At 54.4% G+C, this 20,127-nt stretch carries 13 protein-coding genes; 6 read left to right on the top strand and 7 right to left on the bottom strand.

All coding sequences use genetic code 11. The features are described from left to right. Window positions 1-84 precede the first annotated feature (84 nt). The 3 genes from nrfB to nrfD all read left to right on the top strand — a co-directional run bounded on the left by nrfB (window position 85) and on the right by nrfD (window position 2,393). Window positions 85-705 carry a cytochrome c nitrite reductase pentaheme subunit gene (gene nrfB, locus G5221_RS03280; protein ID WP_005346804.1) on the top strand — a complete coding sequence of 207 codons (621 nt, stop codon included), beginning with the start codon at window positions 85-87 and terminating at the stop codon, window positions 703-705. Then, window positions 702-1,370 carry an Nrf-like electron transfer protein NetC gene (gene netC / locus G5221_RS03285; protein WP_216953315.1) on the top strand — a complete coding sequence of 223 codons (669 nt, stop codon included), beginning with the start codon at window positions 702-704 and terminating at the stop codon, window positions 1,368-1,370. Before nrfB ends, netC begins: the two co-directional genes overlap by 4 nt. Window positions 1,371-1,439: 69 nt before the next feature. Further along, window positions 1,440-2,393, top strand: coding sequence for a cytochrome c nitrite reductase subunit NrfD (gene nrfD, locus G5221_RS03290; RefSeq protein WP_421262829.1), 954 nt, complete (start codon window positions 1,440-1,442; stop codon window positions 2,391-2,393). A gap of 177 nt (window positions 2,394-2,570) precedes the next feature. On the opposite strand, the gene G5221_RS03295 is transcribed toward nrfD, so the two are convergent. From G5221_RS03295 to G5221_RS03310, 4 genes are all read right to left on the bottom strand, one after another. Beyond that, complete coding sequence (locus G5221_RS03295) at window positions 2,571-6,005, bottom strand: ImpA family metalloprotease (RefSeq protein ID WP_421262830.1); 3,435 nt, start codon at window positions 6,003-6,005, stop codon at window positions 2,571-2,573. Window positions 6,006-6,283: 278 nt separating this feature from the next. Further along, complete coding sequence (lpxH, locus tag G5221_RS03300; protein ID WP_421262831.1) at window positions 6,284-7,039, bottom strand: UDP-2,3-diacylglucosamine diphosphatase; 756 nt, start codon at window positions 7,037-7,039, stop codon at window positions 6,284-6,286. Beyond that, window positions 7,036-7,845 (bottom strand): DUF4269 domain-containing protein, encoded by an 810-nt coding sequence (locus G5221_RS03305; protein ID WP_421262832.1) that lies wholly within the window; start codon window positions 7,843-7,845, stop codon window positions 7,036-7,038. Before G5221_RS03305 ends, lpxH begins: the two co-directional genes overlap by 4 nt. Continuing rightward, the gene (locus G5221_RS03310) at window positions 7,835-8,332 is read right to left on the bottom strand and encodes a peptidylprolyl isomerase (RefSeq protein ID WP_033115878.1); all 498 of its coding nucleotides are present in this window, start codon (window positions 8,330-8,332) and stop codon (window positions 7,835-7,837) included. Before G5221_RS03310 ends, G5221_RS03305 begins: the two co-directional genes overlap by 11 nt. Before the next feature lie 212 nt (window positions 8,333-8,544). Between G5221_RS03310 and cysS the strand changes: the two genes are divergently transcribed. Together cysS and G5221_RS03320 are read left to right on the top strand one after the other, a co-directional pair. Next, window positions 8,545-9,921 (top strand): cysteine--tRNA ligase, encoded by a 1,377-nt coding sequence (gene cysS, locus G5221_RS03315; RefSeq protein ID WP_041208491.1) that lies wholly within the window; start codon window positions 8,545-8,547, stop codon window positions 9,919-9,921. A gap of 117 nt (window positions 9,922-10,038) precedes the next feature. Then, entirely contained in the window at window positions 10,039-10,680 is a 642-nt protein-coding gene (locus G5221_RS03320; protein WP_421262833.1) for a hypothetical protein, read from the top strand. Window positions 10,681-10,772: 92 nt separating this feature from the next. Here the strand turns inward: G5221_RS03320 and G5221_RS03325 are convergent, their stop codons facing one another. Together G5221_RS03325 and G5221_RS03330 are read right to left on the bottom strand one after the other, a co-directional pair. Continuing rightward, window positions 10,773-12,569: a UvrD-helicase domain-containing protein gene (locus tag G5221_RS03325; protein ID WP_421262834.1), complete on the bottom strand. Its 1,797-nt coding sequence runs from the start codon at window positions 12,567-12,569 to the stop codon at window positions 10,773-10,775. Window positions 12,570-12,571: 2 nt separating this feature from the next. After that, window positions 12,572-14,782: an AAA family ATPase gene (locus G5221_RS03330; RefSeq protein ID WP_421262835.1), complete on the bottom strand. Its 2,211-nt coding sequence runs from the start codon at window positions 14,780-14,782 to the stop codon at window positions 12,572-12,574. A gap of 1,148 nt (window positions 14,783-15,930) precedes the next feature. Between G5221_RS03330 and G5221_RS03335 the strand changes: the two genes are divergently transcribed. Next, complete coding sequence (locus tag G5221_RS03335; protein ID WP_421262836.1) at window positions 15,931-17,286, top strand: 8-oxoguanine deaminase; 1,356 nt, start codon at window positions 15,931-15,933, stop codon at window positions 17,284-17,286. A 781-nt stretch (window positions 17,287-18,067) separates the two neighbouring features. Here the strand turns inward: G5221_RS03335 and brxL are convergent. Then, the gene (gene brxL, locus G5221_RS03340) at window positions 18,068-20,125 is read right to left on the bottom strand and encodes a BREX system Lon protease-like protein BrxL (RefSeq protein ID WP_210403400.1); all 2,058 of its coding nucleotides are present in this window, start codon (window positions 20,123-20,125) and stop codon (window positions 18,068-18,070) included. Window positions 20,126-20,127 lie beyond the last annotated feature (2 nt).

The raw sequence follows: 20,127 nt of genomic DNA on the forward strand, positions 1-20,127 counted from the left end.
CTGGCATTTTGGGAGGTATTTGTCGCTCTTTTTCTTGTCAGGGGGTGGATAACGCCGCTGAACCTCTTTGATCCGGAGTCCAGTATGAAAAAAATAATGCAGTGGGCCTTGCTTGCCACGATCTGTCTGGGTGCAAGCGAGTTTGCCCTCGCAGCGACCGCCGTCGAACCAGCGTCTGCTGCCGTCAGCACTGTGGCCGATAGCAGTGCCGCCGATGCACTGGCCGCACGCCAGGCCAAAGCCGCGAAGAAAGCCGCAGCCGAGAAAAAAGCGGCCGCCCGTTTCGCCAAGTGTGACAAGTGCCACGACGGAAACGAGGGGATGCATGGCAAGCATGCCAGCGTCACCAACCCCAATACCAATGAAGCGGTGACCTGTACCAACTGTCACGGCAACCCGTCAGCCCAGCACCGCAAACAGCGTGGTGGCATTGTCGACGTGATGCGCTTTGGCGACGATGCCTTCCCGCTCAGCCAGCAAAACGGCGTCTGCATGAGCTGCCATGAGCCCGACGATCTGCGCAAGGCGCTGTGGGCTCACGACGTGCATGCGACTCGCGTGACCTGCACCAGCTGCCATCAGTTGCACCCGGCCAAAGAGCCCATGGTCGGCATCCCCGAGAAGGCCCGCATCAAGCTGTGCGTCGACTGCCACAGCAAGCAGCATGAGGCCAGGCAGCAAGCCGCGGCCAAGGAGGGCGCATGAGCACGACCCGTCGCGAGTTTATGGTGGGGATGAGTGCCAGCGCCTTGATCCTGATGACGGGGTCGCCCCGCGCCCTGGCCAACAGCATGACCATCGGGGGGGTACGCTACGGCATGATCCACGATGAGACCGCCTGCATCGGTTGTACCGCCTGCATGGATGCCTGCCGGGAAGTCAATCAGGTGCCACAAGGGGTAGCCCGCCTGCAGATCCTGCGCTCCGGCCCTGTGGGTGAATATCCGGATCAGGAGTACCGGTTTTTCCGCAAGTCCTGCCAGCACTGTGATAACGCCCCCTGTGTGCATGTCTGCCCGACGGGTGCATCCCATATCCGGGCCGAGGATGGCATCGTCGACATCAACCCCGATCTCTGTGTCGGCTGCCGCTACTGTCTGGCGGCCTGCCCTTATCAGGTACGCTTTATCAACCCGGTCACCCGCATTGCCGACAAGTGCGACTTTTGCCGCAAAACCAATCTGGCCAACGGCAAGCAACCCGCCTGTGTCGAAGCCTGCCCTACCAAGGCGCTGGTGTTCGGCAATCTGGATGATCCTCACAGCCCGATCGCCAGACGGCTGGTGCATGAAACCACCTATCGCTACAAACAGTTCCTCGGCACCTCGCCCAAGATGTATCGGGTACCGAAAGGGGAGGTAAAATCATGAGTCCTCATAACCCGCATCATGACGGTATCCCTCTGCAGATGGTGAGTAGCGAAACGGGAGGTATGTACCATGTGGCATAACGCATTTCACTTCGACTCACTGGTCTGGGATGGTCCCATCGCCATCTACCTCTTTCTGCTGGGGATCTCCGCCGGTTCAGTCACCCTCTCGGTGCTGTTGCGCCAGCGCGGGGCCGGCAGCGAGAGCGGCATCATCAGGGCGACCGCCATTCTGGCCCCGCTCAGCGTGATACTGGGGCTGCTGATCCTCATCTTCCACCTGGCTCGTCCCTGGACCTTCTGGAAGCTGATGTTCCACTATCAGTTCGATTCCGTGATGTCGATGGGGGTCATGCTGTTTCAGGTCTATATGACGGTGTTGTTTGCCTGGCTGGCGGTGGTCTTCAGAGCCGAGATCGAGGGGTTGCGGCGGCACCTGCTGGCGGACAGGTTCGCCTTCATCGATACCCTGATAGGCAAGATGGCACAGATCGAGCGACAGCTTACTCCCCTGTTGTTGTTGCTGGCCGTACTGCTGGGGGCCTATACCGGCTTCCTGCTCTCGGCGCTCAAGACCTACCCCATGCTCAATAACCCGATCCTGCCGGCGCTGTTTCTGGTATCCGGTATCAGCTCAGGGGTCGCCTCCACCATCTTGCTGGCGGTGACTCTGTTCAAGGAGAGCAGCCATAGCAAGGGGGTGAGCTTTGTGCACCGCTTCGAGCGTCCCATGGTGGCTATCGAGATCTTCTTGCTGGTCTGCTTCTTCACCGGCCTCTACTTCGGTGGCGGCCAGCGGGAGGCAGCGATGTGGGCGGCCATAGGCGGCGGCTTCTGGTCGCAGGTCTTCTGGTTTGGCGTGATTGGCATCGGCATCCTGCTTCCCCAACTGTTGGGGCTGTTCAGCTCGCCAGCTCGCCAGCACCAGCGCTCCCACCTGGTGCTGGTCTGCAGCCTGAGCCTGGTGGGGATCTTGCTGCTGCGCTACTTCATCCTCTATGCCGGTCAGATGACGGTGCTGTAACATTGCTGCGTGGATGGGCCAGAGATGTGTTTAGTCCTTACACAGGCTTACACATTTTCGGCTCGTTCTTCTCCACGCAGACTCCCCAACCTTCTCGGCATCCACCATGGGGCCAAAGGCCGGATAAACAACAAGCGCCCAGCCGGGCGCTTGTCGTAGTTATCGTGATGACCGGATTCAGGGTGTTGGGCAGGCGCTTGGCGAACCGCTGTTGCGGGGCCAGAGGGTGGATCCGTCGCTTTCAGAGAGCAGCAGGAATGTGACGCCTTCGCTCATGTTGGCAGGGGGCAGGTCATCCTCCAGCACATACATCCCCATCGGCAGGCTGCCATAACGCTGGTTGGCCTGCACCTGAGCGACCGCGAGGCTTGAGTAACGCAGGCCGAGCAGATCGAAATGATTGCGCCAGTCCCAACCGGTGAGCCGACTGAGTGCAACCAGCATAAAGTCATTGCCCGGTATGTCGCGCACCCGTTTGCCGCCATAGACCGCATGCCCCGAGTAGGGGAACAGGCTAAAGCCGAGCCTATCCTTGTTGGCATTCCACTGCGCTTCACTGTCGGCTGCCGCGCCGAAGATCCGTGAATGCTGATAGAGCAGGGTGAAGATAGTGAAGCCATCGTTCAGCCGGGTGCCATCAGTCAGGAGCATACGGTGGGCGCGTAATACCATCTGGATATAAAACGCCATGCGATAGCCGTTGTGGACGGCGTAGGCATTGCTCTTCCAGGGGGCTTCGTAGCGACTCTCGCCGGTATCGAGCACCTTGCAGTTGGCCCCGAGCACGAGGCGGTTGCCACTCCTGTCCCTTACCTGCGCCGCATCAGACATGAACACATAGAAGAGATCCTTGTGATTCATGTGTCCATCCTTGATGGGCGCCGTGTTGCCATCTCTCAGATAATGGGCGCGCCACTTCACCACATAAGGGAAGATGTTGTTGGAGTTTTCCCCCGCCCGGCTGCCGTAGCCACTCCAGTTGTCGGCATCGCCTGCCGCAGCGTACTGCACGTTCAACCGGTTGGTCTGCAGGTTGTGGCCCAGTTCGTGATTGTCGAGCCAGCCGGTCGGGCTGATGCTGCCGGAAGAGTCCCACGGGTTGCCGCTGCAACCGCTGCCGCAATGGGCATTCTGGTCATAGTTGGCATGCTGGATGATGGTGCGGGTATGGAGCGATTCATCGAGACACCCCTCCCCCAACAGTGCCACGCAGGCGTTTTTAACATCCGCAGGCAGCGACTCATCGAGCCCCTTGCCCTGAATTTTCAGGCCCGCCAGGGTGTAGACACCATTGATGTGATCCCGGGCGATGCTGTCGAGCAGGGCATTGGTGTCGGGGATGACGCCACCCACCGCCTTGGTGAAGCGATCCCGGCGCAGATGCTGTTCTGCGCCATCGGCCCGCAGATCGATATGGGGCAGCTCGGTTTGTTCCAGCCGCTCGTTGAACTCGCGGATCTGCTGCTCATCACTGAAATCCATGATGGCCGGATGACGGGTGACGCCCGTGGCGCTCACCTGGACGGCCAGCGATGCAGCCGCCCCTTCCAGATAGAGGTAGATAGGGCCGCCATAGGGCGAGGTGAAGGTGACGCGGCCCCCCTTGGCCAAGATCAGTCGTCCGGTGGTCAGCTCCAGCGGGGCTCGATAGATCTTCTGCTCATAGGCGCGATTGGTGTTGGGCCTGTGGTAGTTGAGTCGGACGGTAGCGGACACATCGGCGTTATCGGTGCGTCTCAGGGTGATGGTTTGTCCCGGCAGGGCATACCAGCCGGTGGTGGTCCACTGCCCGCTGTAGGGAACCGCAATGCGCCGACTGTCGGTGAGCGTTGCGGGATAGGCATAGTGAGCCGCTTGTCCCTTCACTACCTTGCTGCGATCGGTGACGTACTCCCCCAGATCGGGTTGGGCCGGGGTACGAGTGCGGGCATAGCTCACCAGCCAGTCGGCAAACATCGCCTGCTGCCAGGATTGATGCTCATCCCAGGCGATGGGGTAGTCGATGGCGGCACGGTATTTGTCGGCCAGCAGCAGGGTGGCGGGCAGCAGTGTCGCGCCCTCACGGGCAAAGGGGCTGATCCCGGCCTTGTCGAGGGTGATGGCCCCATTTCTTAGCCAGTCGGCCCCCTGCTTGAACTGCTGGTTGAAGCTCTCCGAGCCACCGCAATTGATAAAGTTGCCGCCGCAGCTATCGAGCCACTGGGTCGTGAAGTTGCGATCCTGAAGGTTGCCAAGCAGGGTATCGACCGCCATCAGCTGGGGGTCGGGTGCCATGATGGAGGTCACTGCCAGATCACTTGCTCTGAGTTTTGACCAGTAGTTGCCCCAGGTGACCAGCCCCATATCGAGATAGAGGGGGCTTAGCAGCGGGCTGGCATCGCGCCGATAGTTGGAGAGCAGCAGCGGGATCCCGGCCGCTTTGGCCTTGGCAATCCCCTGTGCGATCCCCTGATACCCCAGCCCCTGGCGGTCGATATCGCTGATCACGATAAGCTCCGGCGCCATGGTGTCGATACAGTCGCTCAGCGCCTGATAATCGCAGGTATTGGCCGGGTTGATGCTGTGCTTGTCGGGATAGATCGCCTTGAGCCAGTCCCGCATGCCTTCGTTATGGGGAAAATAGACGCTATCGGCGCGACTAGGCATCTGGGTGGTGAGGATGCGCAGGCCATCGCTATCCTTGCCCCGGGTCAGCCAGCCAATCAGCCCCTTGAGCAGCGCCTCGCTCTGTGGGGTGCGGTCAACGGAAAACAGGTTAGCCCCCATGGCAGCCTGACGGTAATCGGCTTGCTCGGAGACCATCACCAGCCCCCGGATCTCGCTCTCCCCTTTGCCATTGATGTTGGAGGGGAGCAGGGTCACCGTGCTCTCAGGCTGGAAGCTGGAAAAGGTGATGGAGTCGTGGCTCGGGTTCCAGCTGATCTGTGCCATTCCCTGATAGAGGCTGCGAACCAGTTCGGTGCGGTGCGCCTCACTGTCGGCAATCGTCGCACGGGCATGGGCGTTCAGGGATTGCTCGCTGGCAAGGGTATGATCTTCCCGGGCAATCGCATTGGCGGCATCGCTGATAAAGCGGGCCGAGATCTGACAATCGGCGCGCATGGGTGCTGTGGTGTAGGTGTTGCCCGTCAGGGTGCCTTCACACCCTGTGATGTTTGCCAACACGAAGCCACTCTCGGGCTGCACGGTGAAACGCCCCTGTTCACCCGCATTCAGGCGCAGGTAGTCGGGACTGACCGCGCCTCCCAGAGAAGCTTGGGTGGTGACGTTGAAATAGACGGCTGCACTCTCCTGCGTGAAGCTGGCCGAGATCTGGCAATCGCTGCGCATGGGGCCAGTGGTATAGGTGAGGCCGTCCAGGGTGCCATCACAGCCGCTTATCTCGGTCAGGAGGTAACCGCTGTCAGCCTGTACCGAGAAGCGCCCCTGTTCACCCGCCGCCAACCGCAGGCTGGTGGGGTTCAACTGTCCGCCCGCGCTGCTCTGGCTGGATGCCTCGAAATAATTGGGGGTGACAGGGGGGCGGATAGGGGTCTCTTCCTGTTCGCCATCACCGCCGCCACAGCCTGTGATCAACAGCGCCAGTAAGGGGGTGAGAACCGTCTTTTTCATTGTTTGATACGTTCCTTGTGTTACGACGGGTGGGAGGAGTCGGTAGTCTAATGAGCGGTTTCGTTTATTTCAACGCTGATTGAATGGTTAATTATCTTTATTTTCAGCACCTTGCATGCTTTTTGGTCGATTGCTGCCCTTGCTGGCGCAGCAGAACCGGTACAGATGGGCCGAACAGCCCATAGGCATACCCGAACTCGCCGTTCTACGTCGGTTCACCGGGTTTACAGGGGGGCGCCGGGCCGCAGGTTTTACCTGCAACCCGCACAGGGGGGATGTCAGACGGATGGATGAGCGGCGGGGTCGATCGTTGCCAGCGCCCGCATCTCCAGCTGCTGCTCGCCGGGGCGACAGACCAGCACCGAGCCTTGCTCGAACCAGTCCCCCAGCACGATGCGCCGCGCGGGCTGGCCATCGAGGATGAAGTCGTGGATGGCGGGTCTGTGGGTGTGGCCGTGGATCATCATCCGGCAGTCTTGCTGGCGCAGCATCTCGTCCACCGCCGCGGGCGTTACATCCATGATGATCTGGCTCTTGTGGGCATTTTCCATCTGGCTTTGGCCGCGCATCTTGCAGGCGATGGCCTGACGGCGGGCGAGCGGCAGCCGCAAAAAGAGCCAGCGCAGCCACTTGAGCTGGGTGATGCGACGAAACTTCTGATACCCCTCATCCAGGGTGCAGAGCAGATCGCCGTGGCTCAGCACTACCCGCTCCCCATAGAGGTCGATCACGCAAGGGTCACCCAGCAGGGTCATCCCCGCGCACTTGGCAAACTGCTGGCCCAGCAGAAAGTCGCGGTTGCCGTGGATAAAGTAGATGGGCACGTTCTGCTGGCTCAGGGCCAAGAAGGCATCGGCCATCTGTTGATGGAGCGGATTGGGGTCATCATCGCCAACCCAGAATTCGAAGAGATCCCCCAGCACATAGAGGGCATCGGCGCCGGGGGCGTCGTGCTCGAGAAAGCGCACCAGTGCCGCGGTCATATCGGGCCGCTGGGCAGAGAGGTGAATGTCACTGATAAAGAGGGTGCTCATGATGTGGGGGTCGGGCTCTCGGTCGAAACAGGGCAAACAGGGGTGGCAGAGGTAGTAGACACAACAGGGGACGAATAGTGCGCTGCGGGCGCCATCGCGCCAGTTGAGGTATGGATATCGTCACGGGATGGCGGCTGCCATGCCAGCTCGGCAAGATTGCGTCCCTCCAGCGTCAGCAGCGCTTCATAAGGATCTCCCGCCAGCCCAAGCAACCGGCACATGGCCGCCTCCCCTTTTAGTCCCTCTTCAAGGCGCAGACGTAGCACGTCACGGTAGAAGGCATCACCAAAACGCTCTAGCAGGGCCGCCATCAAGGTGAGGTGGCGCCAGCCGTTCTGCATCTCGATGGGAGCTGGGGTGACATAGAGCTCCAGCGGCCAGCTGGTGGTGCGGTTATCACAACCGTTATCGGCACTACTATCGGCAAAGTGCTGGTCGAGGCAGGAAAAGGTGCGCTGCAGCAGCCAGATATTGTCGCTCTTGTGGCTCGCCAGCCAACCTTGAGCTTCGAGCGTCGCGGCAAACTCGGCGGGATCAGCATGCTGGCAGAGAATATCGAGATCGCTGCCCGGCCGATCGAGGCCGATGGTGAGCGTGCTCACCAGCGCCAGATCGGCGCACTGCGCTGCCAGCTCATCCCACACACCGGCGGTGAGCAGGGCATGGGCCGAGCGCTGGCGCGGGTTGCCGTGGGCCAGATAGTCGAGGCGGCGCCAGTTTGGGCTGGCAGTGGGGGAGGCAGATGGAAAAACTGCGGCCGGGGCCGCAGTTTTGTCAGTGCCGAGTCGGCAGAGATCAGTCAGCAAGGGTCACCTTGGTGATCACCACGTCTTCGGTCGGAACGTCCTGGTGGATACGGCCGTAGTTGCCGGTCTTGACGCCCTTGATCTTGTTGACCACGTCCATGCCGGCGGTCACTTCACCGAATACGCAGTAGCCGAAGCCCTGAGTGGTGGCGGATTTGAAGTCGAGGAAGTCGTTGTTGTTCACGTTGATGAAGAACTGGGCGCTGGCAGAGTGCGGCTCCATGGTGCGAGCCATGGCGATGGTGCCGATCTTGTTGGACAGACCGTTGGCCGCTTCGTTCTTGATGGGAGCGCGGGTGTCTTTCTCTTCAAAGCCCGGGGCATAGCCGCCGCCCTGGATCATGAAGCCGTCGATAACGCGGTGGAAGATGGTGTTGTCGTAGTGACCGTCACGGCAGTATTGCAGGAAGTTGGCCACGGTTTCCGGGGCTTTTTCAGCATTCAGGGTGAGGGTGATGTCGCCGTGATTGGTGTGCAGAGTGACCATGATATGTCCTTTCATTTGATGCGGACGACGAAGTGCCCGCAGGTGTATGGCATAAAGTGGTGGCAATTCTAGCCCATCAGGGGCTGGCGGCATAGTCTCTCTGGCGCCGTAACCGTGCTGGCAGGCGGGATTGGCCACGTTTTCTGCCTCGTTTTCTGCCCCTGAACGGGGTATCATGACCAACCATTTTACTCACAGGCAGTGGTTAGAAGATGCTGAAGATATACAACACACTCACTCGTCAAAAAGAAGAATTCAAACCTATCCACCCGGGCAAGGTGGGCATGTATGTGTGTGGTGTCACCATCTACGATCACTGTCATATCGGCCACGGCCGCACCTTCGTCGCCTTTGATGTGGTCGCTCGCTACCTGCGTTACGCCGGTTACGACCTCACCTACGTGCGCAACATCACCGACGTGGATGACAAGATCATCAAGCGTGCCGCCGAGACCCAAGTGACCTGCGACGAGCTGACCGAGCGGCTGATTGGCGACATGCACGCCGACTTCGACGCCCTCGGCATGGTGCGCCCGGATATCGAACCGCGCGCCACCCAGCACATCGAAGAGATCATCGAGCTGGTGCAATCCCTGCTGGAAAAAGAGCACGCCTACGTGGCGGACAACGGCGATGTGATGTTTATCGTCGAATCCTATGCCGACTACGGCAAGCTCTCCGGGCAGGATCTGGAGCAGCTGCAAGCCGGTGCCCGCGTTGACGTGGTGGATGCCAAGCGCAACCCGCTCGACTTCGTGCTGTGGAAGATGTCCAAACCGGGCGAGCCGACCTGGGAAAGCCCCTGGGGCCCGGGCCGTCCTGGCTGGCACATCGAGTGCTCCGCCATGAACTCCAAGCACCTTGGCAACCACTTCGACATCCACGGCGGCGGCTCCGATCTGCAGTTCCCGCACCATGAGAACGAGATCGCCCAGTCCTGCTGCGCCCACGGTGGCGACTACGTCAACACCTGGATGCACAGCGGCATGGTGATGGTGGATAAAGAGAAGATGTCCAAATCCCTTGGCAACTTCTTCACCATCCGCGACGTGCTGGCTCACTACGACGCCGAAACCGTCCGTTACTTCCTGATGTCTGGCCACTACCGCAGCCAGCTCAACTACTCGGAAGATAACCTCAAGCAAGCCCGCGCCGCGCTGGAGCGCATGTACACCGCCCTGCGCGATCTGCCGGTGGCCGCTGCTGCCGGTGGCGACGAGCAGGTGGCTCGCTTCAAAGAGGCGATGGACGACGACTTCAACACCCCGGAAGCCTACTCCGCCCTGTTCGATCTGGTGCGCGAGATCAACCGCCAGAAGGGTGAAGACATGGCCGTTGCCGCCGCGCTGGGCGCCCGTCTGCGCGAGCTGGGCGCCGTGCTCGGCATCCTGCAGCAAGACCCCGAGGCTTTCCTCAAGGGTGACGAAGCGGATGAAGAGGTTGCCGAGATCGAGCGCCTGATCGCCGAGCGCAATCAGGCCCGTGCCGACAAGAACTGGGCTGCTGCCGATGCCGCCCGCAACCGTCTCACCGAGATGGGTATCGTGCTGGAAGACAGCGCCGGCAAGACCAGCTGGCGCCGTGCCTAAGGGCCGCCGGTTGACGATCTGACGCAGAGCGCAGCCCTTGGGCTGCGCTCTTTTTTCAGGGCCCGGCGCTTTGTTCAAGGCGCGGCCCATGCAAGCGAACATAAGGAAGATGGCACCATGAAGATATCCAGCTGGCCCGTGCTGGCACTGGCCCTCTCTGCGGCGGCCCTGATCGCCCCGGCCCATGCGGGCACCACCACCAGCGGCAAACTCGATCCGGCCGCCAGTGCCCGCGCCAAGGCTAAAGTGGCCCAGTTTCTCGACTGGGAGCGCCAAGTCAAACCGAGTGGCCTCTATCAGAGCGATCTTGGCGGCACGCTGCCCACTATCGTCTCCCCCGAGCTGCTCTGCCTGCTCAATGCCGCCTCAAAGGCGCGCGAAATAGCCACCCGCCAGGCCCCCGACGAGAAGCCCCCCTTTGTCGAGGGCAACCCCTTCCTGCCCAACGCCTGGGATAACCTGCTGGGCTCGGAGATCCTCTCCTCGCGCGCCATCGCCGGCAGCCGGGATCGCAGCGAGGTCAAGGTGCGCTTCACCTTTGGCGAGCCGGGCACCCCGCTTGACGCCCCCAGCGGCACCTACCGTTTTGTCAGCACCTATCTGGTACTGGACGGGCCGCAAGGCGCCCGCATCACCGATATCGACGCCGGCGGCAGCTGTGATTTCTGCCAATCCGGCAGCCTGCGCGCCGCCCTCTATGAGACGCTCACCGCCTATCCCGCCGCAGGGGGAGAGCAGTGCAAGGGGTTGGGGAAATAGAAATCAGGAATAAAAAAAACCGCAGCCGAGGCTGCGGTTTTTTATTGTGAGAAAGGAAGTTGAGAAAATATCATGGTCCATATGTATCATATTCAAATTTGATCATATGTAAAATTCAGTTGCTGTAGGATTTCTGTTGGTTGTCGCGCTCTTTGATTTTGACCATAACCAAACATTCTTCCCGTTTCTGAAATAAGATGTAGATTCTTTCTGGCTCTAGAGGCAATAACATATATCAATTTTTTGGCACTTTCTACAGAAAGGTCATTGAAATTAGGTACTAGACCTTGAAGAAGGCCGAAGGAGATAACAACATCATATTCACCGCCCTTTACTCCATGTATTGTTGACACTTTGATTCCGGTTCTGGGTTTAAATGCTTTTCGAAATGCAGCAATGTCTATTGCAAAAAACTCATCTTCTCTATTTAGTCGTTCAATCCTATTCTGTGAGCTATTGAAAAACGATTCGTGATGTTCCTTTAACATTGGATATAATGTGAAGGCTATGTCCAATTCACTAAAAAGTTTTTCAAAGAAAATGCGAAGATAAGTTAGGCCGTCATCTTCATCTATAAAAATAGAGTTAATCATCTTCAGTAAACATTTTGGTGTTAGTAAATGAACATCGACCTGCGCAAGTTCTAGGTCATATAAGACATCCGCTGCCCACCGAAGGCGCTTAACATACATATTTGGTGATGGTTCTGTTAGGATGATTTGAGTCAATTTGAACCAAAAATTATCAATATCCCTTGAGAAGGGTACTAAACCTGGGCCATCAAAATTATATTGAGGTAATCTGTTTACCAAGCTACGAGTTAGTGACGCCAAGTGCGTCCACCAAGGTGCAATGATACAAATCTCCCTCTCCAAAATACCAAGATGATTAATGCTGTGTTCAATATGCCTGCTGATTTTTTCAACGAGGCTATCCTTATGAGTAATTCTGTCATAAGTAATAATGCTTGGATAATTCTGAAGTTGTCCTTCTGATATAATTTCACTAGGGAAAACATTAAAGTTACGATAATAGCCGATTATCTTTCTAGAACTTCTATAATTTTTATTTAATGCCATGATGGTAAATGGCACTTCGGCTAACTGCTCTAGTTCTTGTTGGGCTATTGCATAGCCTCCGAGCGAGCTATAAATAGCTTGATTTGGATCTCCAACAATGAATGCTCTTACCCGACCTTGTCTAGATTTTATAATGCTGGAAACTATTGAATACTGTATTTCTTTGGTGTCTTGGTATTCATCAATGAATATATATGAAAACAAATTCGCTAGTATCTTAGCAATAGATAAATTGTTAGATAGAATTTCATGAGTGAAATATAAAATTTGTTCAAAGTCAATTTTATTGTTTTCTTCAAGATGGTTGTGATACCTATCTAATACCTGCCTTGCTAGTAAATACTTATCCCCTGCGCTAGTTAAAGTTAATCCACGAGGCGTGTAGTAATGACTGCACTCTCCATAATTAATTCGTTCTGTACGAATGCTAGCGCATATCGTCGATATTATTTCTTCAGAATCATAAGAGTTAATTATTTTAAATCCATTCTTTAGCTTTTCATGGTATATTCCATATGGTTTCAATATCCATTCTAAACAAAAAGCATGAATAGTCCCTATCCACAACTGAGATGTATCTACACCAAGAATTTCAATTCTATCGCGAATCTCATCAGCAGCTCTATGCGTGTAGGTAATGGCGACGACCCACTTTTTAGGGTCATTTAAACTCGAAAGCTCATAAGCAATTTTGTAGGTAAGTGTTCTCGTTTTACCACTTCCAGGACATGCAATTAAGAAAACATTGTTCGGTTCGCTAATCGCCGCTACTTGCTCATCATTTAGATCACTTTTATCCCACACAAACATAATTAGATCCTTGTCAATATACCATCTCTCTCAAAAGGTAAATCGTTTATTAGATCTGTCTTGAGTGCATTGATATCGCCATATACTGGACTAAATGTTTCCAATTTTGGAGTGAATATCGCCAATCCATTCTCATATGGAGTCAAGTAGGATTCCCATTGTTGCACTAGACCTGCATTGCCCTCTAAATTAAGCCTGTCGATGGTTTTTCTGCCAAATTTGACATGTTCAATGACTGAGTCGTAACGGTGCTTAATCATTTTTAAAATAAGTCCTGCATTGAAGTCACCGTGCGCAAACTTGATAGCATCTAAAATGTAGTTAGGGATAATTGTTTTAAAATCAATGACTTTTCCTAGTGTGAGAGCAAACCAACCTTTACCTTGATAGTTTGCCATAGTTAATGCTCTTGAACCTGAAATTGCAATATCGGTTGAAGATAGCTCAGTAATAGAAGTATTTATCGTAGCTTGCTGAGTGTAGACATCCTTGACAATTAGCTTGAGGTAACAACTGTTAGAGGATTTTATGAAATCAACTTCAAACGTATGATCTGCATAAAAAGTTGAAATCCAATTGTTATTTTGACAGAAGGCATCAAGCCTTATTTTTCGAGCAAGCCCAGTTTCTTGAGAACCGAGGGCTTTTTCTTTTTTATTTTTATCTGCATCACTATCTTGTGGAAGGATTGTAGTATCAAAAAAGGCTTTGTCTAGGTCCGTTATAATACTGCAACGCTTTTTTATCCTTTCATCATCAAATAACATTGCAATATTTTCGAAACCAGTGCTTCTGATATTAACTAGGGTAATTCCAATTTCGTCCAAGCTCAATCCTAAAACTTTTTTAAGTAGAATAGGAATCAGGATTTCTTCGGCATCTCCTTCGACTAAAACAACACTTTTAGCAAACAGTAAGTTACTGCGAATAGCATCAAGGTAACGTTGAACGAATCCCACACGCTCTTCACTGAGCCCTACTGATGGCTGAAATACCTCACAGAAGCCATCAACAAAACCAATAATATTCATGTTCTTAATATTACTCACTTCTGAGATGTGTGATGAGTGCGTTGAATATATTATTTGGGTGTTTTCATAGCTAATATTGTCGAATAGGGACTTTTGAATATGAGTGTGGATATGTGCTTCTGGTTCTTCAATTAACAAAAAATTTGCAATTGATTGATTGGCTTTCTGGTATTTGAATTCCAGTATCTTTAATGTGAGAAATAATAAATTAGCACCACCTAAGCTCATTTCATGGATAGTTCCTTCATAGCCATCATTCGACTCTGCAACAAAGAGCTTTAATGACTGAAATAGCTTGTCCGATTCATCAGTTAAACTAGAGCGAATAGAGATTGAGTTAGGTGAATATGTATCTCCAACAGTATCACTGATAGTGGTAACTATATCATCACGAACTTTACAAATGTCTGATAGACCTTCAATTTCATTATTTAACCTCCCAATCAAATTAGCAATTGGTTGGAAATCAGCTTGACTGATGTCACCTGATTTACTTTTTAAAAGTGTGAGCAAAGGGTTGGTTCGGTTGCTATGAAAATCCGAAACGACATCCCTGAGAGCTTTAATAAAAGTAAACGAAACTTCATTAGGCATATTGAGGATATTAGGTAAGCGTATACCGATATCTGGGTTATTCAATCCTCTAGGGAAAACTACTCTATCGAAATCACCAACTATGTTTCTGTATACTGCGGGGTCATTGAAATTAGCGGTGCTTTTCCCTGTGAGAATGGTTTCATAGTCCTCAATAGTTATGCTTTCCAGATAATTTCTCATGGCTACTACATCCCCAGTTGGAAGCAGTGCCAGTGCTTGGCGAATGTTTGCTTTAGGTCTGAAAATTAGATTGTACGTTGCTCTAGTAACAACATCATCTTCCGCGTTTCCTACACCATGAAGAAATAGTGATTGACTAGTTTCATCACCTGCAATGTCATTAAACTCAAGGCTAATGACGATCCAGTGGCCACGCCAGTCTCCTAATGCCCTACAAAAATCCAATTCGGTAAGCTGTGTGGCCGAGCGAGGCATTGAATTATCAAGTAGAAGTCTCATCGCTCGGAATAAATTGGTTTTGCCAGAACCATTCTCGCCAATAATAGTATTTATACCATTATTAAATAAAAGCTTTGCATTCTTGAAATTCCTATAATTTACTAGGGATAGCTTTGAAATGTGCATATATCCTCTTGAATTCAGTTTTATTAGATGTTTAGGACCGTAGGTTCGATTAGCGAAGCGTAATCGGACGTTCGAGAAATCAGGTGTTATTACGGTGAAATACTTACTATCGGGCCTTCAATATAAAGCCGTTTCCCGATAGGCATATCTGCCGCTTGCTGTTATACCCGCCATGATTTTTTCACCTATGCAACCATGTCGATGGCGCTTGTTGCATAGGTGCGACAATCTGCTCTCTCCATGGGGTGGGCGAGGGGCTGACTCTGAGCTAACAACCCGCCCGATCTTTGCCCCAAATAGGCTGGGGTGTGTTACCGCGGTGCAATGCGCTGCGCTTATTGCACCCTACGCCTGTTAACTGGCCTCGGCACTGCGGGTTGGCTGTTGCCCCCTGTTGTTCGCCGGGGTGAGCCCATTTGGCCATTACCGTAGGGTGCAATGAACGAAGTGAATTGCACCTCAATTGGACGCGGGGTTGCTTGTGGGAACAGGCTTTGCAGATTGCGCCATTGGCTTCACCTGCAAGGGGAGCGGTTAGCACGGACGATTACGCTACGCTACTCGACCCTACCGACCCTGCTGGTGAAGTCATGCCAACGGGGTTGGCGACCCCTCACCCTGGCCCTCTCCCGCAAGGGGAGAGGGGATGGTTACCTTGGTGCAATGCGCTGCGCTTATTGCACCCTACCGCTCACCCGCAGGGGGGAGAGGGGACGGTTACCCTGGCGCAGGGGCGGGAGACCGGCTGGTCTCCGTGAAAGACGCTACCGCCCCTGACTGTCGCTGCCACATTGCGCCGTTGACCTTGGTTTGGGAAAAGGGGCCAACAGGCGCCGCCAGATATCTTACGGATTCATTGAGCGCTTAACTATGGCGGCCATCACGCAACTATCAGAAACCAGAGGTTTTTTTGCGCTGGCACAAGCTTTTGTTAATTACTGATTGATTAATTGCGGGGCAAGCCTTGTGCGGTTGGTCGCCTTGGGCAATCCGTCGCTATCACCTTGATTCAAAACGGCGATCACAGACTTTTTGCGCCATATGCCTAGACTGGGTTGGCCGCGGTCGCTGGCCGCCGCCTCTGGATCAGCAGACAGGGTATAACTGAGCTGGCTCACCCCTATGTGTTACTGATGGAGGAGTCGGCCATGTCCGCTACCCGTATCTGGATTAAAAACCCCCTTGCCACCTTTACCCCCGAAACGGTCGATGGCCGCGGCGGGCTGGTGATTGAAAACGGCCTGATAAGCGAAGTGCTGGCGGCAGGCCAGCAGCCTGCCCGGCCTTGCGATCAGCTGTTCGATGCCCGCGACCATGTGGTGCTGCCGGGCCTTATCAATACCCACCACCACTTCTACCAGACCCTGACCCGCGCCTGGGGGCCGGTGGTCAATCAGCCGCTCTTTCCCTGGCTCAAGACCCTCTATCCGGTCTGGGCCAGATTGACGCCGGATGGGCTGGCGCTGGCGAGCAAGGTGGCGATGGCGGAGCTGTTGCTCTCGGGTTGCACCACGGCGGCCGATCACCACTACCTCTTCCCGCGCGGGATGGAGGAGTCCATCGATATTCAGGTGGCGGCGGTGCGTGAGCTGGGGATGCGCGCCATGCTGACCCGTGGCTCCATGAGCCTTGGCGAAGATGACGGGGGCTTGCCGCCGCGCCACACGGTGCAGGGGCAGCAGCAGATCCTCGATGACAGCCTGCGGCTGGTGCGCCAGTACCATGAGCGCGGCGCCGGGGCGCAGATCCAGATTGCGCTGGCTCCATGCTCCCCCTTCTCGGTGACCGAGGAGATCATGGTGGAGAGCGCCAGACTGGCGGCCGAGCTCGATGTGCGACTGCACACCCATCTTGCGGAGACGCTGGATGAGGAGGCGTTCTGCCTTGCGCGCTTTGGCCTGCGCACCGTCGATTATCTGGAGAAGGTGGGCTGGCTGGGCGATCGCACCTGGCTGGCCCACGGCATCCACTTCAATCCGGACGAGATTGCGCGGCTGGGGGCGGCGGGCACCGGGGTGTGCCACTGTCCGGTCTCCAATATGCGGCTCGCCTCCGGCATCTGCCCGACCCTGGAGCTGGAGGCGGCCGGTGCGCCGGTGGGGCTCGGGGTGGATGGCTCGGCCTCCAACGATGCCTCGAACCTGATGCAGGAGGCCCGTCAGGCGCTCTATCTGCAGCGGCTGCGCTACGGCGCCGAGCGCATTACTCCGCGCAAGGTGCTGGAGTGGGCGACCGTTGGCTCGGCCCGGCTGCTCGGGCGCCGCGATCTCGGTGAGCTGCTGCCCGGCAAGCAGGCGGATCTGGCGCTGTTCAAGCTCGACGATCTGCGCTTTAGCGGCAGTCACGACCCCGTCGCAGCCCTGATCTTGTGCGGTGCCGAGCGGGCCGATCGGGTGATGGTGGGCGGCAAGTGGCGGGTGGTGGATGGCGCCATCGAGGGGCTGGATATCGAGCAGCTTATTGCCCGTCACAAGGTGGCCGCCGCCGCGCTGGTGCATGGCTAGCCGACTCTGGTGCCACTCTGCCAATAGCCGCAAAGCTGTTCTCACTGGTGAGCCGCGGACCACCTTGCTCTGCTTTCGGGCAAGACTTGGGCCGATAGCATCGGCCCGCAGCCTGCGGCTTCCTCTCTCTTGGCCCTTGCCTCTTTCAAGGAAACCTCTGGATAGACAACTGGTACCAGCCCCTCTCCTTTCTACCGGGGCAGAACCTGAGGCGCCTGTACTTCCCCCGATAGGGAGGGCCTATTTCATCAGGCAGCCTCTGCTGCTGACCAGCGCCCCTTACTTGTGACCCCATGGAGTCGGATAGCGAAATGGAGGGATCTCCCGTTTCAATTGGGAGTAGATGACAAGTGCAGGGAGGATAATCCACCACCTCACAGCCAGGCATAGCAAGCATATGAGGGGCTTTTTTCCCCCTGCCGGAACATGCTTCCCCTAATCTCGGAGGAATATCACAAGGCCTGATTAGTCGACGAGAGACAACAAAAAACCCGCAAAGCCTTTGGCTATGCGGGTTTTGATATTTTTTAAGACTGTAATATGGTGCCGAGGCCGGAATCGAAGATGACGCACCAAAGCCTCTAAAATCAACGAATGCGCATTATAAAAAACTCATCGTATACCTATCCGTATACCAATAATATTTTAGTACCACCGCCCTGCTGCATATTCCGGCCGATCATGAACACCGATTCCGGTTCAACGTGAACACTTTACCTCTCATTTCCTGAGACAGTCTTCAACAGTCAAGGTGGCAGTTGCTTCGTAGACTACCGAGAAATCAAGCCCGGAAAATATCCACTTTCGTTTCTAAGCACTTGCGTAAACTCAAATCATGTGTGCCCACTTCAAACCAGCCACTTGGTTTCTGGAAAAAATCCAGTCCTCGACCAATCTTGATGACCCACCCATTGTCGATGCGGATCTCCCGATCGTGCATGTTCGGATTGAGTTTCACTTCCAGTTCCACATCAAGCTCCAAAAGGCTCTGCTTCAATTCGTCGAGTTTTTGTTGGATATCGACCAGCTGCGTATTGTCATCGTATCCGGTAACAAGGTTGATTTTCTTCACTGTCCCAGCTTTCAAAATACATTCACAAAAGCGAACGAAATTCTGGATCTGGTGCTGAAGCCGAACATAGGGTTCTTCAATGACGACAGCCTTAGCCCCTTGTAGATAAGGGCCAATGATCGACTCATAACTATGTCCCATATCCCCATACATGATTGTGAAATGGCGTTCGATCAATTCATCAGGCACAACGACAGAGGATATCGGTTCATCTTGGATTGCAGGTAACTCTTGTCTAACCTCTGTCGCCACGTTACGTTCATGTGCACTCTTGTCGTTGAGTTTCCGCCGCAAAGGCTGCTGTGTTGCTGAAGCATCTTTCGACTCAGGGCAATAGACAATCACCTCTTGCCCCTGCGCATTAAGGAATGAGAGATCGATGCGCGCAAACTCATCATCGGGTTTGCGTTTATTCATCTGTTCTTTCACGCGTCGACGGCACTCGACCGCATAGGAAACATATTCTTCGAATTCCTGATCGGTCGGAGAACCAGTCGGGTGCAGAATTTTCAGGAAGGCACAAACGGTTTTTTTGATGCCTTTTTCATCACGGCCTTCAACACTCTTGCCTAGACGGATCCGCTTGCTGACCTCTTCATATCGATTGGTATGCTTGAACTGGTAGTGGAATGCTTCCGCCAGGTAGTCGGTAATGAACCCGTAGCAGTTGGTTAGAAACTCACTACTGTTCTTGGGCATTTCCCAACCAGGTATATAGGCTGCAAATCGATCCATGATGGCGAGGTCAAACTCTGCAGGTAATGGCTGGAAAAGATCATGTTCGGCCGAGTTAACTACTTGGCTGATAGAAAGGTCGAAGTTGCCAACAAAGCTAAGACTGGCATCAGCGATCACTTCTGCGCCGCGTGAAAAGCGTCCATTCGCCATGAAATCCTTCATGATCTGAATAGTGTCTGGATCTTTGACTTTGATGCCGCCAACCTCATCAAACGCTACCGTGTCCCAAAAACCTACCAACCCAACCTTACGACGTGCGTTGTTGTAGAACAGTGCCGACTTAGTCGCCTGTCCACCAGAAATAAGTGTGGCGTAGGGGGAAAATTCACTGAAGAAATACGACTTTCCAGTGCCTCGTGGCCCAAGCTCAATGTAGTTGTAATTAGGCTCAACGAGTGCCGCTAGGCGCGCAATAAAATGCATGCAAACACGCTTTGAGAGCTTTGTCGGCTCCAGGCCAACGGTACGCAGGATCACCGCGATCCATTCATCACGGGTGAACTTCATTCGACCTTCACAATATCGGTCAAAATCAAAGCGGCTGATCTGGATGGGACGTAAGTCCTCAATGTAAAACGCGTAGTCGTCTTCCTCGATGGCGTTATGTGCCAACGTTACTTCAGCCCAAATCCCCCCTTCCAGCAAACGGTCATTGTCTCGATAAAATTTATCACCGATAGCGATACGCTGTGAGTTGAAGTTTTCCAATGAAGCCCAATGGCGCTTTTCTTTCTCGACATACCGCACATGAACCTTGTCGATAAAGCGATGCTTGCCCTTGGTTGCAACCTTTGACTGCGCGGCATTGGCCTCGTCAGGTTTTACATAATTGTCTTGCAGGCTGGCTAGTACCGCCTCCATACCAGCATCCATTTCTGCTTGATCGTCACTCGCACAAAAGCGCGCAAGCAGGAACTCCAACACAAATGTCGGAACGTTAGTTCCCTTCTTGATTCGATGGAGTAGATCCTTGCGCAACACCTTGCCATCAAAGGTATCAGTTAGCTTTTGGTCAAGTTCATTCATCATTT

The organism is Aeromonas sp. 602200, assembly GCF_049173895.1.
Classification (GTDB): domain Bacteria; phylum Pseudomonadota; class Gammaproteobacteria; order Enterobacterales; family Aeromonadaceae; genus Aeromonas; species Aeromonas veronii_A.